Origin of the sequence: Aeromonas sp. s13, assembly GCF_040907905.1 — a bacterium.
GTDB lineage: Bacteria > Pseudomonadota > Gammaproteobacteria > Enterobacterales > Aeromonadaceae > Aeromonas > Aeromonas veronii.
Genome location: NZ_JBFOCS010000060.1, coordinates 34,785 through 54,084 on the forward strand (window position 1 = coordinate 34,785; position 19,300 = coordinate 54,084).

Annotated in this window: 18 protein-coding genes; 14 read left to right on the forward strand and 4 right to left on the reverse strand. The window is 58.9% G+C overall.

Translation table 11 applies throughout. The features are described from left to right. Nucleotides 1–145: 145 nt before the first annotated feature. Nucleotides 146–1,753: an L-aspartate oxidase gene (nadB, locus tag AB5Y82_RS10775; protein WP_107683463.1), complete on the reverse strand. Its 1,608-nt coding sequence runs from the start codon at nt 1,751–1,753 to the stop codon at nt 146–148. A gap of 182 nt (nt 1,754–1,935) precedes the next feature. Between nadB and rpoE the strand changes: the two genes are divergently transcribed. The 11 genes from rpoE (at nt 1,936) to cysQ (ending at nt 11,607) form a co-directional block, all read left to right on the forward strand. Further along, nucleotides 1,936–2,517 (forward strand): RNA polymerase sigma factor RpoE, encoded by a 582-nt coding sequence (gene rpoE, locus AB5Y82_RS10780; RefSeq protein WP_005335411.1) that lies wholly within the window; start codon nt 1,936–1,938, stop codon nt 2,515–2,517. A gap of 22 nt (nt 2,518–2,539) precedes the next feature. Beyond that, nucleotides 2,540–3,142, forward strand: coding sequence for an RseA family anti-sigma factor (locus tag AB5Y82_RS10785; RefSeq protein ID WP_005335409.1), 603 nt, complete (start codon nt 2,540–2,542; stop codon nt 3,140–3,142). A 21-nt stretch (nt 3,143–3,163) separates the two neighbouring features. Continuing rightward, the gene (locus AB5Y82_RS10790; RefSeq protein ID WP_005335407.1) at nt 3,164–4,144 is read left to right on the forward strand and encodes a MucB/RseB C-terminal domain-containing protein; all 981 of its coding nucleotides are present in this window, start codon (nt 3,164–3,166) and stop codon (nt 4,142–4,144) included. Between the two features lie 93 nt (nt 4,145–4,237). Continuing rightward, nucleotides 4,238–4,699 (forward strand): SoxR reducing system RseC family protein, encoded by a 462-nt coding sequence (locus tag AB5Y82_RS10795; RefSeq protein ID WP_139428717.1) that lies wholly within the window; start codon nt 4,238–4,240, stop codon nt 4,697–4,699. Nucleotides 4,700–4,815: 116 nt separating this feature from the next. Continuing rightward, entirely contained in the window at nt 4,816–6,609 is a 1,794-nt protein-coding gene (gene lepA / locus AB5Y82_RS10800) for a translation elongation factor 4 (RefSeq protein ID WP_005335396.1), read from the forward strand. Nucleotides 6,610–6,612: 3 nt separating this feature from the next. After that, nucleotides 6,613–7,536, forward strand: a complete 924-nt coding sequence (lepB, locus tag AB5Y82_RS10805) for a signal peptidase I (protein WP_005335395.1) — start codon at nt 6,613–6,615, stop codon at nt 7,534–7,536. After that, the gene (gene rnc, locus AB5Y82_RS10810) at nt 7,537–8,208 is read left to right on the forward strand and encodes a ribonuclease III (protein WP_005335394.1); all 672 of its coding nucleotides are present in this window, start codon (nt 7,537–7,539) and stop codon (nt 8,206–8,208) included. It abuts the gene before it with no gap. After that, complete coding sequence (gene era, locus AB5Y82_RS10815; protein WP_042053921.1) at nt 8,205–9,104, forward strand: GTPase Era; 900 nt, start codon at nt 8,205–8,207, stop codon at nt 9,102–9,104. Before rnc ends, era begins: the two co-directional genes overlap by 4 nt. Continuing rightward, nucleotides 9,105–9,815, forward strand: a complete 711-nt coding sequence (gene recO / locus AB5Y82_RS10820; protein WP_111901303.1) for a DNA repair protein RecO — start codon at nt 9,105–9,107, stop codon at nt 9,813–9,815. Between the two features lie 84 nt (nt 9,816–9,899). Continuing rightward, nucleotides 9,900–10,637 carry a pyridoxine 5'-phosphate synthase gene (gene pdxJ, locus AB5Y82_RS10825; RefSeq protein ID WP_005340919.1) on the forward strand — a complete coding sequence of 246 codons (738 nt, stop codon included), beginning with the start codon at nt 9,900–9,902 and terminating at the stop codon, nt 10,635–10,637. A 214-nt stretch (nt 10,638–10,851) separates the two neighbouring features. Next, on the forward strand, nt 10,852–11,607 hold the full coding sequence (gene cysQ / locus AB5Y82_RS10830; RefSeq protein WP_162632627.1) for a 3'(2'),5'-bisphosphate nucleotidase CysQ: 756 nt from the start codon (nt 10,852–10,854) through the stop codon (nt 11,605–11,607). Between the two features lie 79 nt (nt 11,608–11,686). On the opposite strand, the gene AB5Y82_RS10835 is transcribed toward cysQ, so the two are convergent. The 3 genes from AB5Y82_RS10835 to AB5Y82_RS10845 form a co-directional block, all read right to left on the reverse strand. After that, entirely contained in the window at nt 11,687–11,983 is a 297-nt protein-coding gene (locus tag AB5Y82_RS10835) for a YciI family protein (RefSeq protein WP_111901305.1), read from the reverse strand. 24 nt (nt 11,984–12,007) lie between these two features. Beyond that, on the reverse strand, nt 12,008–12,571 hold the full coding sequence (locus AB5Y82_RS10840) for a septation protein A (protein ID WP_021229465.1): 564 nt from the start codon (nt 12,569–12,571) through the stop codon (nt 12,008–12,010). A gap of 90 nt (nt 12,572–12,661) precedes the next feature. After that, nucleotides 12,662–14,185 carry an aminotransferase class V-fold PLP-dependent enzyme gene (locus tag AB5Y82_RS10845; protein ID WP_111901306.1) on the reverse strand — a complete coding sequence of 508 codons (1,524 nt, stop codon included), beginning with the start codon at nt 14,183–14,185 and terminating at the stop codon, nt 12,662–12,664. Nucleotides 14,186–14,360: 175 nt separating this feature from the next. Here AB5Y82_RS10845 and AB5Y82_RS10850 point away from each other — a divergent pair, with 175 nt between their 5' ends. From AB5Y82_RS10850 to AB5Y82_RS10860, 3 genes are all read left to right on the forward strand, one after another. Continuing rightward, on the forward strand, nt 14,361–14,996 hold the full coding sequence (locus AB5Y82_RS10850; RefSeq protein WP_042080056.1) for a hemolysin III family protein: 636 nt from the start codon (nt 14,361–14,363) through the stop codon (nt 14,994–14,996). 127 nt (nt 14,997–15,123) lie between these two features. Beyond that, nucleotides 15,124–16,785, forward strand: coding sequence for a putative transporter (locus tag AB5Y82_RS10855; RefSeq protein WP_021229463.1), 1,662 nt, complete (start codon nt 15,124–15,126; stop codon nt 16,783–16,785). A gap of 231 nt (nt 16,786–17,016) precedes the next feature. Then, on the forward strand, nt 17,017–19,300 hold a 2,284-nt coding region (locus AB5Y82_RS10860; protein WP_368173947.1), incomplete at its 3' end, for a retention module-containing protein.

Here is a 19,300-nt window from a genome sequence, read left to right on the forward strand (position 1 = left end):
TGATAACCAGGCGCTGAGTTATCGCGATAAGCCGCTGCCATGTGGCTGATTACGGTACTCTTTTTGTGGCTGAAAAGCGGTTGAAAACAAGTGACCCCGCCATGGCGGGGTCACTGATTGCTGCAACGCTTTACGGGAAGGGGGATTAATCCCGCTCCGGGGTCAGCACAGTCGGTTTGGAGTCCGGCAGCATATCCGGATAATCCAGGTTGTAGTGCAAGCCGCGAGACTCCTTGCGCTGCAGGGCGCAGTTGACGATAAGCTCGGCCACCTGCAGCAGGTTGCGCAGCTCCAGCAGGTTGTTGGAGACACGGAAGTTGGCGTAGTACTCCTGCACCTCCTGCTTGAGCAGGTCGATACGGCGCTTGGCGCGGGCCAGGCGCTTGTTGGTACGCACTATCCCCACGTAGTCCCACATCATCAACCGCAGCTCGTGCCAGTTGTGCTGGATCACCACCAGTTCGTCGGAATCTTCCACCTTGCTCTCGTCCCACACCGGCAGGCGCGGCGGCTCCACGCTCATCGGCAGCTTGGCCAGAATGTCGGCCCCCGCCTGATGGGCATAAACTACGCATTCCAGCAGGGAGTTGGAGGCCATGCGGTTGGCGCCGTGCAGACCGGTGTAGGTCACTTCACCGATGGCGTAGAGACCGGGGATATCGGTCTGGCCGTTGTTGTCGATCATCACGCCACCACAGGTGTAGTGGGCAGCCGGCACGATGGGCATCGGCTCCCTGGTGATGTCGATTCCGACTGCAAGGCAGCGCTCATAAATGGTCGGGAAGTGCTTGATGATGAAATCGGCCGGTTTGTGGCTGATATCCAGATACATGCAATCCGCCCCGAGCCGCTTCATCTCGTGGTCGATGGCGCGGGCGACAATATCGCGCGGTGCCAGCTCGGCCCGCTCGTCAAACTCCGGCATAAAGCGGCTGCCGTCCGGGCGGCGCAGATAGGCCCCCTCGCCACGCAGCGCTTCGGTCAGCAGGAAGTTGGGGTCGTCCGGGTGGAACAGGCTGGTGGGGTGGAACTGGTTGAACTCCAGGTTCGCCACCCGGCAACCGGCCCGCCACGCCATGGCGATGCCATCGCCAGAGCTCACATCCGGGTTGGAAGTGTACTGGTAGACCTTGGAGGCTCCGCCGGTGGCCAGTGCCACGAAACGGGCACGGATCACCTCGACCTGCTCGGCGTTGCGGTTCCAGACGTAGGCCCCCAGCACCTTGTTGCCCGGCAGGTTGAGCTTGCGGGTGGTGATGAGGTCGACCGCGTTGAAGCGCTCCATCAGCTGGATATTGGGGTGGGCACGAACCTGATCGATCAGGGTGAGCTGCACCGCCTTGCCGGTGGCGTCGGCCGCGTGGAAGATGCGGCGATGGCTGTGGCCCCCTTCGCGGGTGAGGTGGTACTGGGATTCGCCGTCGGCGTTCTCCTCCTGATCGAAGGGAACCCCTTGCTGAATGAGCCACTGAATGGATTCGCGGGCGTGGCGAGCGGTGAACTCCACCACTGCCGGGTCACACAACCCGGCGCCCGCGTTGAGCGTGTCGCTCACGTGGGATTCGATGCTGTCGGTTTCGTCGAAAACGGCAGCGATGCCTCCTTGCGCATAGAAAGTGGCCCCTTCACTGATGGGCCCCTTGCTCAGAACCAGGACTTTGGCGTGGTCTGCCAATCGCAACGCGAGGGACAAACCAGCGGCACCGCTGCCAATGATCAGTACATCGCAAAGGTATTCAACACTTGCTTTCATAAGTATCATTGGCCTGGATTAAGAACTGGCACCATGGTAGCCCAAGCGAGGGCGAGGATGCAGCCTGCATCACATTTTTTTCAATTGAAGCGAACTTTCTCTGATTCTCCCTGTCTGAACTTGTGCGCTTAGGAAGGGCCGGAAAAGAAAAACGATAACCTGATGGGGGTTTTACGGCTCTGATGAGCGACCAGAATCTACTGGACGAACAGCTGGTTGAACGGGTCCAGCGCGGCGATAAAGCAGCTTTCAACCTGTTGGTAAAAAAATACCAGCATAAGGTGGTCAACCTGGTTGCCAGGTATGTCAACAATCCCGGTGATGTGCCCGATGTGGCGCAAGAGGCCTTTATAAAAGCCTACCGTGCATTGCCGACATTCCGTGGCGAAAGTGCTTTTTACACCTGGTTGTACCGAATTGCCGTGAACACGGCGAAGAATTATCTCACCTCCCAGGGGCGCAGGCCGCCCAGCAGTGATGTGGAGGCTGACGAAGCGGAGTCTTATGGTGGTGGTGAAGCCTTGCAAGAGGTCTCAACCCCCGAAAACCTGGCGCTGACTGACGAGATCAAACGCACCGTGTTTTCAGCCATAGAGGCATTGCCGGAAGACCTGAGGACAGCTATCACCCTTCGCGAACTGGAAGGGCTGAGCTACGAAGAGATTGCCGAAATCATGGATTGCCCTGTGGGTACGGTCAGATCCCGTATCTTCCGGGCGAGGGAAGCAATCGATAAAAAGCTGCAACCTCTGATCGAGAATTAACTGGGGAAAGACGGGTTAACTTATGGCAAATAAAGAGCAAATCTCTGCCCTGATGGATGGTGACCTGAGTGACGCAGAGGTACTGAACGAGCTGGAGATGGACTCCGACTTGCAAGATACCTGGGGTCGTTACCACCTGATCGGCGATGCCATGCGGGGTGACCTGCCGGTCAATCTGCAACTGGATCTCAGTGACAGCATCATGGCTGCGCTGGAGGATGAGCCCACCATACTGGCACCCAAGCCGGTCGAGACGGCTCCCGTGCTGCAACCTGCCGTTGCGCCGGTCAAGACAGATTCTAATGTGGTTCCGTTGTTCCGCCGTGTTGGTCAGCAACTGGGTCAATATGCCATTGCGGCATCCGTGGCCGCTGCCGTTATCTTCGGGGTGCAGCAGTATCAGGGGCAGGATGGCGTTCCGGCCAATCCGGTGCTCAATACCATTCCAATCGGTGGCAGTGCGGCGCCGGTGAGTGTTCACTATCCGCAACAGGATGGCGCCCGTGCCCGTCAGCAAGGGCTGACCGAACAGCAGATGCAGGAGCAGCGGGAGCGGATTAACGCCTTCTTGCGTGACCACCAGTTGCAGCAGCGCCTGTTGCAAGACAGACAGATCCAACAATAACGAATTGTCAGGGATACAAACGTGCGCCAGTCCAGCCGTATTTTGCTGGCCTCTCTCCTGCTGATCAGTGCCAAGGCCTCGGCCGACGATAAGTCGGCCGAGGCCTTGTTGCAGCAGATGCAGAGTGCCGTGCAGCAACAGAATTTCGAGTTGTCCATGGTCAAGGCTCGTCAGGGGCGTCTTGAACCGATCCGGATCAGCCATGCCGTCATCAACGGCAAGGAAGTTGCCCACCTCAGTTACCTTGACGGCAAGGCGATCGAGTATCTCCAGCGCCAGAATGAATACACCTTCTTTGAAAACAGCCACGATCCCTACACCCTGAAGGATGCCCGCTTCCCCGGCATCTGGTCGACCCTGGTGAAGATGCCGCTGGCGCAGGTGCTGGAGAGCTATGATCCAGTGCTGGCAGGTCGCAGCCGGGTCGCCGGTGTGGTGGCACAGGTGGTGAGGCTGGTGCCTAAAGAGGCCGACAAATATGGTTTCGTGCTCTGGATTGACGAGCAGAGCCACTTGCTGCTGCGGATCGACATGGTCGAGCGGGAAGGCAATCTGGTAGAGCAGGTACTTGGTGTCGAACTGGATCTGCAGAGCAAACCGGCCCCCTGGCTGGTGAAGCTGGCCAACAGCAAGCAGCCTCCGGCGCTGGCGCTGGAGGATGCCTATCCGGCGCCGCAACAGCAGTTGAACTGGCAGATCACCTGGTTGCCCGATGGCTTCAAGGTGCTGTCGCAAGACCGGCACCAGCTGGTGACCACCAGTATGCCGGTGGATTACATGATGCTCTCCGACGGGCTGGTGGATCTCTCGGTCTACGTCTCCCGGGTGGATCCCAAGCAGGCGGTGCGCCAGCAGCTGATCCGCCAGGGGGCGACCTCGCTGGTGAGCTATGTCAACGAGGTAGGGGTCGAGATCACCGTGGTCGGCGAGGTGCCTGCCGAAACCGCCAAGCGCATCGCCGAGTCGGTCCAGCCGCTGGCCCGCAACGAAGCGGTGCAGTAACGGGGGATGCGGGGTTCTTCCCCGCTTGCCGAGCGTGGTGAGTCGTGGTCAGATCCCCTGATTGTGTGAACCCGAGGTGTTGCCGTGAATGAGATGAGTGAAGAGCTGGCGACCGTGGTGGCCATTGAGGGTGCCCATGCCTGGGTGGAGTGCGAGCGTCGCTCCGCCTGCAGTGGTTGTCAGCAGCAATCCAACTGCGGTACCGGCACCGTGGCGAAGGCGTTTCCCCTGAAAGCTCCCCGCTTGCGGGTCAGGCTGACCGCCGAGGTGCGGGTTGGCCAGCAAGTGAGGCTCGGTATCCCGCAGGAGAGTCTGCTGCGCGGGGCTGCGCTGGTCTATGTGCTGCCGCTTTTCTGTCTGTTGGCCGGCGCCTTGCTGGGGCAGCTCTGGCTGGCGCCGCTGCTCTCGGGCGGGGAGGGAATTACCATTCTCTGCTGCCTGCTGGGGGGCGTGCTGGGCTTTTTACTGGTTCGTTACTTTTCCAACCGCCTGGATCAGGGGCGCTACGGCCCGCAGATGCTCGGCGTGGTAGTCCCTGTCCGCATCCTCCCCTGACCGAACAGGCGCTATTTCACTGGCGCTGGCGACTAAAGAATGGCCGTCAGCCGGGTTATCCAGTAAAATCGCGCCTCCATAACTGACCTTAACTAATTTTGAGTGACTCTTGCTCGATGAAACACATTCGTAACTTTTCGATTATTGCGCACATCGACCACGGTAAATCGACCCTGTCGGACCGTCTGATCCAGACTTGCGGTGGCTTGTCCGACCGCGAGATGCAGGCTCAGGTGCTTGACTCCATGGATCTGGAGCGCGAGCGCGGCATTACCATCAAAGCACAGAGTGTGACCCTGAACTACCAGGCACAAGACGGTAACACCTACCAGCTGAACTTTATCGACACCCCGGGCCACGTGGATTTCTCCTACGAGGTCTCCCGCTCTTTGGCGGCCTGTGAAGGGGCGCTGCTGGTGGTGGATGCCGGCCAGGGGGTTGAGGCACAGACTCTGGCCAACTGCTATACCGCCATGGAAATGGATCTGGAAGTGGTGCCGGTGCTGAACAAGATTGACCTGCCGGCCGCAGAACCCGAGCGGGTTGCCGAGGAGATCGAAGACATCGTCGGTATCGACGCAGTCGATGCGGTGCGCTGCTCTGCCAAGACCGGCCTGGGTGTTGACCTGGTGCTGGAAGAGATCGTCGCCAAGATCCCGGCGCCGGAAGGTGACCCGGATGCCCCGTTGCAGGCGCTGATCATCGACTCCTGGTTCGACTCCTATCTGGGCGTTGTCTCTTTGGTGCGGATCAAGAACGGTTCTTTGAAGAAGAACGACAAGATCAAGGTGATGAGCACCGGTCAGGTGTGGGGGGTCGATCGTATCGGTATCTTCACGCCCAAGCAGGTGGATACCCAGGGGCTGGGCTGTGGCGAGGTAGGTTGGGTTGTCTGCGGTATCAAGGATATCCACGGCGCGCCGGTGGGCGATACCCTGACTCAGGCCAAGAACGGTGCCGACAAGGCGCTGGCTGGCTTCAAGAAGGTGAAGCCGCAGGTTTATGCGGGTCTGTTCCCTATCTCCAGCGATGACTACGAGTCGTTCCGTGACGCCCTCGACAAGCTCTCCCTGAACGATGCCTCCCTGTTCTTCGAACCGGAGAGCTCCACTGCACTGGGCTTCGGCTTCCGTTGCGGCTTCCTCGGTATGCTGCACATGGAGATCATTCAGGAGCGTCTGGAGCGTGAATACGATCTGGATCTGATCACCACGGCGCCGACCGTAGTGTACGAGATCGAGCTGACCGACGGTTCCACCATCCACATCGACAGCCCGGCCCAGATGCCCGCCATCACCAGCATCAAGGAGATGCGCGAGCCGATCGCCGAGTGTCATATCCTGCTGCCGCAGGAGTACATGGGCAACGTGATCACCCTCTGTATCGAGAAGCGTGGCGTGCAGACCAACATGGTCTACCACGGCAAGCAGGTGGCGCTGACCTATGAAATCCCGATGGCGGAAGTGGTGCTCGACTTCTTCGACCGTCTGAAATCCACCAGTCGTGGTTACGCCTCGCTGGACTATGGCTTCAAGCGTTTCGAAACCTCCGACATGGTCCGTCTGGATATCATGATCAACGGTGAGCGGGTCGATGCCCTGGCCATCATCACCCACAAGGACAACGCCCAGTATCGCGGTCGTCAGGTGGTGGAGAAGATGCGCGAGCTGATCCCGCGCCAGATGTTCGATATTGCGATTCAGGCGGCCATCGGCAACCAGATCATCGCTCGCAGCACCGTCAAGGCTCTGCGTAAAGACGTAACCGCCAAGTGTTACGGTGGTGACGTGAGTCGTAAGAAGAAACTGCTGAACAAGCAGAAAGAAGGTAAGAAGCGGATGAAGTCCCTCGGCCGTGTCGACGTGCCGCAGGAAGCCTTCCTCGCGATTCTCCACGTCGGAAAGGATTAATAGATGGCAAGCACGTTTTCCCTGATCCTGGTGGTGGTCTGCGCGATCACCGGTGTTATCTGGTGTCTGGACAAGATGATTTGGTCCAAGCAGCGCGCCGCCAAGATTGCCGTGGCTCGTGCCCATGGCGGTGCCCACCTGGATGAGAAGACCCTGGCCAAGGTGGCCCCCGTGCCGGTCTGGATTGAGCAGACCGCCGGGGTCTTCCCGGTCATCACCTTTGTGCTGATCCTGCGTTCGTTCATTTTTGAACCGTTCCAGATCCCGTCAGGTTCCATGATGCCCACCCTGCTGGTGGGCGACTTCATCCTGGTGGAAAAATTTGCCTACGGTCTGCGGGACCCGGTGACCAACACCAAGTTCCTCGAGACTGGCGAGCCCAAGCGTGGCGACGTGGTGGTGTTCAAGTATCCCCTTGAACCGCGCGTTGACTACATCAAGCGGGTGGTCGGCATGCCGGGTGATAGGGTCATCTATCGCAACAAGGAGCTGATGATCCGGCCCAAGTGCGAAGAGCAGGAAGGGAAAACGTGTCCGGGCTTCAAGAAGCTCGACGTCAAGTTTGAACAAAGAGGCGAATTTACCCAGATGGGGATCCCCCTTGATCGCTATACCGAGCAGTTGGGTGATGTCTCCCACGAGACCCTGCGCAATCCGCTGATGCCCGACATGGTTGGTCGTTACTATCGCCAGCCCGGCACCTACCCCGACGAGTGGGTGGTACCGGAAGGCCAGTATTTCGTGATGGGCGACAACCGCGACAACAGCACCGACAGCCGATTCTGGGGCTTTGTGCCCGAGCAGAATCTGGTCGGCAAGGCGGTCGCTATCTGGATAAGTTTTGAATTCGAGCGCGAAGAAGGCTCCCTGCTGCCAAGTTGGGTACCGACAGGTGTGCGCTTCAACCGCATTGGCGGAATCAAGTAAATGAATATCAAGATGAACAGACTGCAGTCCCGTCTCGGGCATGTTTTTGCGGATCTGGAACTGCTGACCCGGGCGCTGACTCACCGCAGCGCCGGTTCCCGTCACAATGAGCGACTGGAATTTCTGGGTGACTCTATTTTGAGTCTGGTGATTGCCGACGATCTATTCCACCGTTTCCCGCAAGCGGCGGAAGGGGATCTCAGCCGGATGCGCGCCACCCTGGTGCGCGAGAAGACCCTGGCCGAACTGGGCCGGGAGTTTGATCTCGGGGATCACCTGATCCTCGGCCCCGGCGAACTCAAGAGCGGCGGTTTTCGCCGCGAATCCATTCTGGCCGACACGGTCGAGGCGGTGATCGGTGCCGTCTATCTGGATACCAATCTTGAGACGGTGCGGACACTGTTGCTGAGCTGGTATGCCAGCCGCTTGGAAGAGATCAAGCCGGGCATTGAGCAGAAAGATCCCAAGACCCGTCTGCAAGAAATTTTGCAGGGAAGCCGCAAATCCCTGCCGACCTACACCGTGACCAACGTCAAGGGCGAGGCACACAACCAGGAGTTCACTGTCCAGTGTGACGTGGAAGGTCTGGATGGTCCCCTCGTCGGGGTCGGCACCAGCCGTCGCAAGGCCGAACAGGCCGCGGCGCAGCAAGCATTGGAAAAACTGTCATGACAGATACCACCTACTGCGGCTTTGTCGCCATCGTGGGCCGCCCGAATGTGGGCAAGTCCACCCTGCTTAACAAGCTGCTTGGCCAGAAGGTCAGCATCACCTCGAAGAAGCCCCAGACCACCCGTCACCGGATTTTGGGGATCGACACCGAGGAGAACTACCAGACCATTTATGTGGATACCCCGGGTCTGCACATTGAAGAGAAACGGGCCATCAACCGCCTGATGAACCGTGCCGCCACCAGTTCGCTGGGTGATGTGGCCATGGTGGTGTTCATGGTCGACGGTACCCACTGGACCAAAGACGACGAGATGGTGCTGGGCAAGCTGCGCAATCTCAAGTGCCCTGTGGTACTGGCGGTCAACAAGATCGACAACGTCAAAGAGAAAGAAGATCTGCTGCCCCACCTCGAGTGGCTGGGCCAACAGATGAACTTCGCCCATATTCTGCCCATCAGTGCCGAAAAGGGCACCAACGTGGAGAAGATCCGCGAGTGGGCCAAGGATCTGCTGCCGGAAAACGTCCATTTCTTCCCGGAAGATTACGTGACTGACCGCTCCTCCCGCTTTATGGCCTCCGAAATCATCCGCGAGAAGCTGATGCGCTTCACCGGTGAAGAGCTGCCCTACTCGGTGACGGTGGAGATCGAGCGCTTCAAGGTGGAAGAGAATGGCCTCTACCACATCCACGGCCTCATTCTGGTCGAGCGCGATGGCCAGAAGAAGATGGTCATCGGTAACAAAGGCGAGAAGATCAAGACCATCGGCACCGAAGCGCGCCTCGATATGGAACGTCTGTTCCAGAACAAGGTGCACCTCGAGCTGTGGGTCAAGGTCAAGTCGGGCTGGGCTGATGATGAGCGCGCCCTGCGCAGCCTCGGGTATGGTGACGACTGATTGCTGACCCCGGCTTTCGTCATCCACAGTCGGCCCTATCGGGAGACCAGCCAGCTGATCGAGGTCTTCACCCAGGATAGTGGCCGATTTACTCTGGTGGCTCGCGGTTCTCGCGGGCCACGCTCCCCTCTCAAGGGGCTGCTGCAACCCTTTACCCTGCTCACCATCGCTTGGCGCGGCAAGGGGGATCTCAAGAACCTCACCCAGGTCGAATGCCCGGATCACTCCCTGCGTCTCGGTGGCGATCGCCTCTTCTACGGCCTCTATCTCAACGAGTTGGTCTACTACCTGCTGGAAGCTCACACCCCGTTCCCCGAAGTGTTCGATGCCTATGCCCGTGCCATCATGGCGCTGGCCGATGGCGAGACGCCGGAGCTGCCGCTGCGTCGCTTCGAGTTCCTGCTGTTGCAGGCGCTCGGTTATGCGGTGGATTTCGAATACACGGCGGACGACGAGTCGCCCATCGAGCCGACCCTGCTCTATGGCTTCGAGCGTGAATTGGGCTTTGTTGCTTGCGAGCGGGCGCCGGATCCCCGTACCCTGTTTCTCGGTGCCCACCTGCTCGCCTTTGCCGAGGGACGTTTCGATACCCCTCCCTTGCTACAGGCGGCCAAACGTTTCAGCCGACTGGCGCTGCAACCCTATCTGGGCAAGCGCCAGCTAAAGAGCCGGGAGCTGTTTTTAAAACGCAAAGCCAGCATGCAAGGCTGACACAGATTACAGACATACGGATATTGGCGCGGTGTGATTCACTGACCGCGCAGTCAACAGATGAAGCCTTTCAAGGAGTTCTCAATGAGTGAAATCTATCTGGGTGTGAACATCGACCATATCGCGACTCTGCGCAACGCCCGTGGCACCCAGTATCCTGATCCGGTACAGGCCGCCTTCGTTGCCGAGCAGGCTGGGGCCGATGGCATTACCGTGCATCTGCGTGAAGATCGCCGCCACATCACCGACCGCGATGTGGAGATCCTGCGCCAGACTATCCAGACCAGAATGAATCTTGAAATGGCGGTGACCGAAGAGATGATCGGCATCGCCTGCCGCATCAAGCCCCATTTCGTCTGTCTGGTGCCGGAGAAGCGCACCGAGGTGACCACCGAGGGCGGTCTGGACGTGGCCGGTCAGCTGGCCAAGGTGACTGACGCCGTGGCCCGCCTCTCTGCCGTAGGTGCCCAGGTTTCGCTCTTTATCGATGCCGATCCCATCCAGATCGATGCGGCTGCCGAGAGTGGCGCCCCCTTTATCGAGATCCATACCGGCCGTTACGCCGATGCCACCACCGATGCTGAGCGCAACGCCGAGTTCAAGCGTATCGCCGCCGGCGCCTCCTATGCCGCAGGCAAGGGCTTGAAGGTCAATGCCGGCCACGGCCTGCACTACCACAACGTCAAGGCCATCGCCGCCATCCCCGAGCTCTATGAGCTCAACATCGGCCACGCCATCATTGGCCGTGCCGCCTTCGATGGTCTGGCCAAGGCCGTGAGCGATATGCGCCTGCTGATGCAGGAAGCCCGTCAGGGGATCTGAGTTGCAAAATAGGCCCGCGGCCTGAGACCGGTCGCTAGAAATAACAAGGGACGCCACGGCGTCCTTTGTTATTTCAGGTGTTGTTCAAGTGAGGGCAATGGGCTGGCGGCCACCGAGCTGTAATAACCCAGCACAATCGGCTATAAGCAGTTGATGTCAAAAGGGTTACACTGGTTGACCCTGTGAGTTGGACGAGATTGTTATGGATCATCCCCTGTACCACCCCGATATCACCGAACTTGAACCTGTCGCCCGCGCGGCGGGGGCGGCCATCATGGCCATCTACAGCCAGCCCTTCGCTGTGGAGTACAAGAGCGACGAGAGTCCGCTGACCGCGGCCGACAAGGGGGCTCATGAGGTGATAGTGCAGGCGTTGGCACGGCTGACTCCTGATATCCCTGTGCTGTCGGAGGAGTCAGGGCCCGAGGTGATGGCGGTGCGTCATTGCTGGTCCCGCTACTGGCTGGTGGATCCCCTCGATGGCACCAAGGAGTTTGTCTCCCGCAACGGCGAGTTCACCGTCAATATCGCGTTGATCGAAGAGGGGGCGCCGCGTTGGGGGCTGGTCTATGCCCCTGTGCTGGACAAGCTCTGGTATGGCGGTAAGGGTCTCGGTGCCTGGCGCATCGCCGATGGCAAGCGCGAGCCTATCCAGACCCGGCCTCATCGTGAAGGCGAGGCGTGGCGAGTGGTGGGCAGTCGCAACCACCTGTCGCAGGAGACCCTCGATTTCTTGGCTCCTTTTGGCGAGCTCGAACTGGTCTCCATGGGCAGTTCGCTGAAGTTCTGCATCATCGCCGAAGGGGGCGCCGAGCTCTATCCGCGCCTCGCACCTACCTGCGAGTGGGACACTGGTGCGGCGCAGGCTGTGCTGGAGGGGGCGGGTGGCAGCGTCACCCAACTCGATGGCTCATCCCTTGCTTACAACAAGCCCGATATCCTCAATCCCTGGTTTGTCGCCAAGGCATAAACGAGATATCGGGATGCAAAAAGGCCGGACTGGAATGAACTTCCAGTCCGGCCTTTTTTATTTCGCTATGCGCTTCGGGTCAGAAGACCTTCTTGAACGGCTTGATGGTCACTTTGGCATAGACGCCAGCTGCCACATAGGGATCGGCATCAGCCCAGGCTTTGGCGTCAGCCAGCGAGGCAAACTCGGCGATGACGGTGCTGCCGGTAAAACCTGCATCGGCCGGATCCTCGGCATCGATGGCCGGGTTGGGACCGGCGGTCAGCAGGCGCCCTTCATCCTGCAGGGCTTTCAGTCGGGCCAGATGGGCAGGGCGAACCTGCTTGCGCAGTGGCAGGCTATCGGGGACATCTTCGGAGTAGATGAGATACCACATGAGACAATCCTTTTCTGATGAGGGTTATTTTTTTGGTTCGTCTTTTTGCTGGGACAACTGCTCGGCAGGGATGTGGCGATAGAGATAGACGCCGCTCAGCAGGGTAAAGACCAGCGTCATCCCCAGCAGGCCGAATACCTTGAAGTTGACCCACATCTCTTGCGGCATGTTGAATGCCACGTAGAGGTTGAGCAGGCCACAGACGGTAAAGAAGCCGACCCAGCCGAGATTGACTGTGTCCCAGACCTTATCGGGTGCTTGCAGCTCTTTGGCCAGCATCTGTTTGATAAGGTTCTTGCCAAAGCCGTAACGGCTGATGAGCAGGCCCAGTGCGAACAGTACGTTGATGACAGTCACTTTCCACTTGATGAAGGTGTCATCGTGGAAGAAAACCGTGAGGCCGCCAAAGAAGCCAACCAGCAGGAAGGTAAAGAGCTGCATCTTCTCGACTTTGCGATAGCGGATCCAGCTATAGGCGAGCTGCAGACCGGTGACCACCACCAGTGCGCCGGTAGCCATGTAGATGTCGTAGAACTTGTAGACCGCGAAGAAAACGATAAGTGGAATAAATTCAATAAATTGCTTCATTGTTGGCGCCTAGTCCTCAAAAATGGCCTGCAAATTTCGCCCAGTCTACCTGCACGGTGGACAACGGCAAATGAATAAGACCGCTCATTTTTACGCCGGTTCCGCGCTGTCGCCAAACAGTTGGCGAGCAATGGTGAGCCCCAGTCGCTGCTGATCGGCCAGCAGGTCGCGAATATGGCGCTCTTCAATCAGGGGATTGAGCAGCACGGCGCGCAGCAGGGTAAGCGGCTGGGCACCGTAGCGCACCACGGCGCGCTGGGTACGGGAGACAAAGCTGTGCCCCTCGGCGCGCTGGGCTTTTTGCAGCGCTACGTTGAAGTCGTTGATCTGTACATTGGCCGCTTCATCCAGCACCTTGCCCTGCAGGTGGGGTGGAATGCAGCGGTAGGAGAGCAGGTTCATCACCGGTGCCGACATCAGCTCGAAGGCGGGGTCACTTTCGATGAGATCTGCCATCAGCCGGGCGCGGTCGTAGTTGGCTTCGATAAGCTCGGCGTAGCCTTGCTGGCCGAAGAGTTGGAAAGCTGCATCCAGATAGAGGGCATTGGCCGGGCGGGTGCCCTCCAGGGTAAAGCGGCCCTGATCGAACGAGGTAGCGCGAATGGCGTAGGGAGCCTCTCGCTTGACCGCCATCATCAGGTCGGGCTGGCGGCAGAGCAGCATGCCGGTACCGAGCGGCACCAGTAGTTGCTTGTGGCCATCAAGGGTGACGGTGTCAGCCCGCTCAATCCCGGCTAGAAGACCTTGATAGCGGGGGGAGAAGAGGGTCGGGCCACCCCAGGCGGCATCCACGTGGAAGTGGATCTGCTCGCGCTCGGCGATGGCGGCCAGCTCAGGCAGGGGGTCGATGGAGCCAAAGTCGGTACTGCCAGCCACGCCGACCAATGCCAGTATTTTCAATTTCTGCTCTTTGCACTGGATCAGCGCCTGCTCCAGCGCAGCCAGACTGAGCCGGTTCTGCTCGTCGGTCTCTAGGCGCCAGACGCTGCGAGCGCCCAGCCCCAGCAGATCCATCCCCTTGTCGAAGGAGTAGTGCATCAGCCGGGAACCCAGAATGACGGCGCCGCGATAGCCCTGCTCATAGAGGGTGAACAGGTTGTCGCCGCAGGCGCGGTTGCGGGCCAGCCACAGTGCCGTGACGTTGGCGATGGTGCCACCGCTGGTCATGACGCCGAGGGCGGCATCCTTGGCATGCATCTGCTCGCCGTAGAAGGCATCGTCCCTGCCATAGATGAGGCGGTGCAGCTTGGCCAGCACCTCCCGCTCCAGAAAGCTGAGCAGGCGGGAGGACTCCATCTTCATCGGATTCTGGTTCAGCATCACCAGTAGGCGCGACAGCTCGGCAGTATAAGCCGGCAGTGGCGCCGTCATATGGCCCATGTAGCGTGGTGAGGTGAGGTGCGAGGCGCCGGGTACCAGAGTAGCCAGCCGTGCCAGATACACCTCGATAGGTTGGCCGACTGCAGGCATGCGGGATTGATCGAGCTGGTGGGTGAACAGGTCGCGCTGATAGGGGGCCTGACTGTCGTCGGAGTGGTGGAAGCTCTCCAGCAAGGTGTTCATCGCCTCGCCAAAGGCGGGATCCGCTTGTGCAAACAGCTCAGTCAACTTCATCAGGTTCTCCAGACCAGGTCACCGGGGTAGGTGTCTATGCCGCTTGTCTCGGGCATCGGCGGCAGAGCATACACCAAAGGTTGGCAGGTGACAGCCACTCCATTTTTTAAGCGAACACTTGTACTCCGAAATGGCGCTGGGTAGAGTGAGCCACAGTTATTGTGGAGTCGATGTTATGAGTGGTGTGATGGATTACTCTCCCCGGGAGGAGCTGGCAAACCGGCTGAGTCACGGTGCGGGATTGTTGCTGGGGATTGTCGGGCTGGTGCTGTTGCTCATCAAAGGATGGGGGCAGGGCACGCAGGCGCTGGTGAGTTACAGCCTTTATGGCGGCAGTCTGGTGCTGCTCTATCTCGCCTCGACCCTCTATCACAGCATGGGGTCAGGGCGGGCCAGACGCTGGTGCAAGGTGTTTGATCACTGCGCCATCTATCTGCTGATTGCCGGCACCTATACCCCCTTCCTGCTAGTCGCGTTAGACACGCCGCTGGCGAAGGGGTTGATGGTGGTGATCTGGGCCCTGGCGCTGGCTGGCGTGGTGTTCAAGCTGGTGTTTATCAACCGCTTCAAGAAGTTGTCGCTGTTCACCTATCTGATGCTGGGCTGGCTGTCGCTGGTGGTCATCTATCAGCTCTACATCCATCTGGCCGGTGAGGGGCTGCTGCTGCTCGGGCTTGGCGGCCTTATCTACAGCCTCGGGGTCATCTTCTATGTGGCCAAGCAGATCCCCTATAACCACGCCATCTGGCATCTCTTTGTGCTGGGTGGCAGCGTTTGTCACTTTATGGCCATTTACGGCTACGTCGCCTAACGTCTTGCAACTAGCCCTTAATTGGTATTTTTAGCGCGTAAAAGGATAAATTCGTGCGGTATCACACAGTTGGCATCAGCGTTTGCTGACAAGCTAGGGCCAGTTCAATTCGCAAAGGATGCACGAAATGAGTGAAATCGCGCTTTCCATCAGCATGTTGTCGCTGGTGGCAGTGCTAGGACTCTGGCTGGGAAACTGGCGAGTCTATGGCGTTGGCTTGGGAATAGGGGGGGTGCTGTTCGGCGGCATCATAGTGGGTCACTTTGCAGGCGCCTCCGATCTCGCGCTGGATGCACAAACGCTTCACTTTATTCAAGAATTTGGCCTGATCCTGTTTGTCTATACCATCGGCATCCAGGTCGGGCCGGGTTTCTTCTCGTCATTGCGCAGTTCAGGTCTCAAACTCAACGCCTTTGCCGCTTTGCTGGTCATCCTTGGCTGCGTGGTGGCCGCTGGCTTGCATCAATTTTTCGATGTGCCGTTGCCGGTCATTCTGGGGGTCTTCTCCGGTGCCGTCACCAATACGCCATCCCTCGGTGCGGGCCAGCAGATCCTGGCCGAGCTGGGCGCCGCGCCCGGTTCTACCGGCCTGATGGGGATGGGCTATGCGGTTGCCTATCCGTTTGGTATCTGTGGCATTTTGCTCACCATGTGGCTGGTCAGGGTCTTCTTTCGCATCAAGATCGACGATGAAGCCGCCCAGTTCGAGCTACAAACCGGTAAAACCAAGGAGAGCTTGCAGACCATCAACATCGCGGTGCGCAACCCCAACATGCACGGCCTGATGCTGAGCGAGATCCCGAGTCTCGACGAGTCTGATGTCATCTGTTCACGGCTCAAGCGGGGCGACGAGCTGATGGTGCCACGGCCGGAATCCCGTATCGAACTGGGTGACTTGCTGCACCTGGTCGGTGAGCGTCACGCGCTGCACAAGGTGTTGCTGGTGCTGGGGGAGGAGGTGGAGACCTCGCTCTCGACCCGCGGCACCGATCTGCGCGTCGAGCGGGTTGTGGTGACCAACGAGCAGGTTCTTGGCAAGAAGATCCGCGATCTGGACATCAAACAGCGCTATGACGTGGTGATCTCACGCCTCAACCGGGCTGGTATCGAGCTGGTGCCGACCAGTCAGACCAGCCTGCAGTTTGGCGATATTCTCAACCTGGTGGGGCGTCTCGATGCCATCGAAGCGGTGACCAATGTGGTCGGCAACGTGCAGCAAAAACTGCAACAGGTGCAGATGTTGCCGGTATTTATCGGGATTGGCCTTGGCGTATTGCTCGGCTCCATCCCCTTCTATCTGCCCGGTTTCCCAGCCGCTCTCAAATTGGGTCTGGCAGGTGGGCCGCTGGTGGTGGCGCTGATCCTGTCGCGGATCGGCAGCATCGGCAAGCTTTACTGGTTCATGCCCCCCAGTGCCAACCTGGCGCTGCGGGAGATCGGGATTGTGCTGTTTCTGGCGGTGGTCGGATTCAAGTCCGGTGCCGGTTTCGTCGATACCCTGATCAACGGTGATGGCCCGGCCTGGATGCTCTACGGTATGGCGATCACCCTGATCCCGCTGCTGGTGGTCGGTGTGCTGGCGCGCCTCTACGGCAAGATGAATTATCTGACCCTGTGCGGCTTGCTGGCCGGCTCCATGACAGACCCTCCCGCGCTAGCCTTTGCCAACGCCATGCACCCGACCAGTGGCGCCAGTGCGCTCTCATACGCCACTGTCTACCCGCTGGTGATGTTCCTGCGGATCATCTCGCCACAGCTGCTGGCTATCATCCTCTGGGCGGGTGTATAGGGTTAATCTTGACGGGAGCATGCTTTGTCATGCTCCTGTCATTACTCTGTAATTTATTGATAATTTTGGTTTTTGCCATTCTCGCAACCTCGTTTTATACACTTCTGTCTGGCTGAACAGTTCAGCCTCAAATCGGTCTATCCTTTCGAATTTTCGAGCTGGTTATTTTTCCCCTCAGTCTGCAAAGTAGGCTGTGGCTTATTGCATTCAAATCAGGATTCAGGAGAGAACATGATCACCAATGCCGTTACCTTGGAACAGGGCGTAACCGTAACCCAACTTAAAGGACAAATTTATCTGGTTGCCGCAGATGGCAGCCGGAAGCTGTTGGCTGAAGGTGATGTGCTGCCGAAAGGGGCGGTGATCATGTCGCCGGATGGCGCCAGTTTCATGGGCGGCGGACAGTCATTCAATGTGCAACCCGCCAGCGAACAGAGTGAGCCTGCCGAAGAGGGAGATGCTCCCCAGCTGGCGCAAAACGGCGCTGCAGGTACTCCTGATGATATCAGTGCCCTACAACAGGCCATTTTGGGCGGCGCGGACCCGACCCAGGCCTTTGAAGCCTCTGCCGCAGGCGGTGCACCTGCCGCCGGTGGTGGCGGTATTGGGGGCGTCGCCGGTGCCAGTGGCAACGGCGGTTTTGTCACCATCGACCGTACCGGTTCCGCAACCATTGCTGAAGCCACTTTCGATACCACCTACAACACCAATGGCGAGCCACCGCTTGAAGCCGTTGGTGAAGATGATCCTCTTTTTACCTCCGCCAACCTTGTCTTGAGTGCAGATGTACAGGTGAATGAAGGTGGGTTTATCACCTTTACTGCGACATTAGATGAACCTGTTTTTGGTTCTGACTTGGTTATTCAGCTGTCAAATGGTGCAGTGATCATCATTCCCGTCGGCCAGAGTTCCGGTTCAGTCACTGTTGCTGCTCCAGCAGACAGCCCTTATGTCGACCCGTCAACGATCTCCGTTTCGATTACCGGTACTCAGGGTGGTGGTTTCAACCAGATTATCACTGGACCTTCAACGACTACCCAGATTAACGACACTGTCGACACCACCACCGTCACCCTGGGTGCTCCGGCGCAGGTCAACGAAGGTGGGCAGATCACCTACAGTGCCAACGTCAACAACGCCCCGCAGAGTGACCTGGTGCTGACCCTGTCCAACGGCGCCAGCATCACCATCAAGGCGGGTGAGTTGAGCGGCAGTGTGACGGTCGATGCCCCGAGTGACGACGTTTACAAAGATGGCAGCAGCCTGACGGTGAGCATCACCGGCAGCAGCGGTGGCAACTATGAACAGCTGGACACCAGCAGCAAGGTGACCACCGACGTGGTCGACACTGTAGACACTACCACCGTGACCCTGAGCTCGGCCACCAACGGCCAGACCGTGATCGAGGGCGGCAGCATTGTCTACACCGCCAGTGTCAGCAACCCGGTGACCGGCAGCCCGCTGGCCGTGACCCTCTCCAACGGGGTGGTGATCACCATTCCGGTGGGCAGCAGCAGTGCCAACAGTGAACCGGTACCGGTTCGTGGAGATGACATTTATCAGCAAGGTGAAGAGTCGCTGAGCGTCACTATCGACAAGACCAGTGGTGGCAATTACGAGAGCGTTGTTACCACTGGCACCATCACCAATACAGTGGTTGATGATCAGGATGCGCCGACCCTGACCCTGACCGGCGATGCCAATGTGGTCGAGGGGGGCAAGGCCAACTACACCCTGAACATCAGCGATGCCCCGAAAACGGATCTGACCGTCAAGGTGGTGGTGGGTCATATCACCACCGACAACGGTGATGTCCAGGCGGTGACCCGCGAGGCGGTCATCAAGGCGGGCACCACCTCGGTGAGCTTCGACGTGGCGACCCTGGATGACGTCTATGCCGAGCCGGCCGAGCAGTTCCAGGTCAGCGTGAGCGAGACCAGTGGCGGTGGCTACGAGAAGGCCCCGGTGTTGCCGGGGGCGGTGACCACCACGGTGACCGACGAGCCCAACGGGGAAGGCGACAAGGTTTCGGTGACCATCGAGAGCAATGGTGATGTGACCGAAGCCCAGCAGCCGGTGTTCACGGTCAAGGTGAGCCAGGCGCTGGACCACGACCTGACCGTCACCCTGAGCAACGGTGACAGCGTGGTGATCCCGAAAGGTGAGACCAGCGTGCCCTACAGCCCGGCGGCACAGGGCGATGACGTGTTCAAGGATGGCGATACCCTGACCGTGGGTTTGAGTGATGCTACTGTCGCTGGCAAGAGCTTCGAGAACCTGGAGCTTGGTGGCAATGCCACCGTCACCATCAGCGATACCGAAAATGAAGTGGTTGCCACCCTGAGTGCAGACAAGTCCACCGTGTCCGAAGGTGGCGAGGTGACCTATACCGTAACCTTGACCAATAAGGACGGTCTGCCGGTGAGCGGTCACAAGGGTCTGAGCTTTACCCTGAGCAACGGCCAGAGCATCACCATTGCAGCGGGCCAGACCAGCGGCAGCGTGAAACTGACGG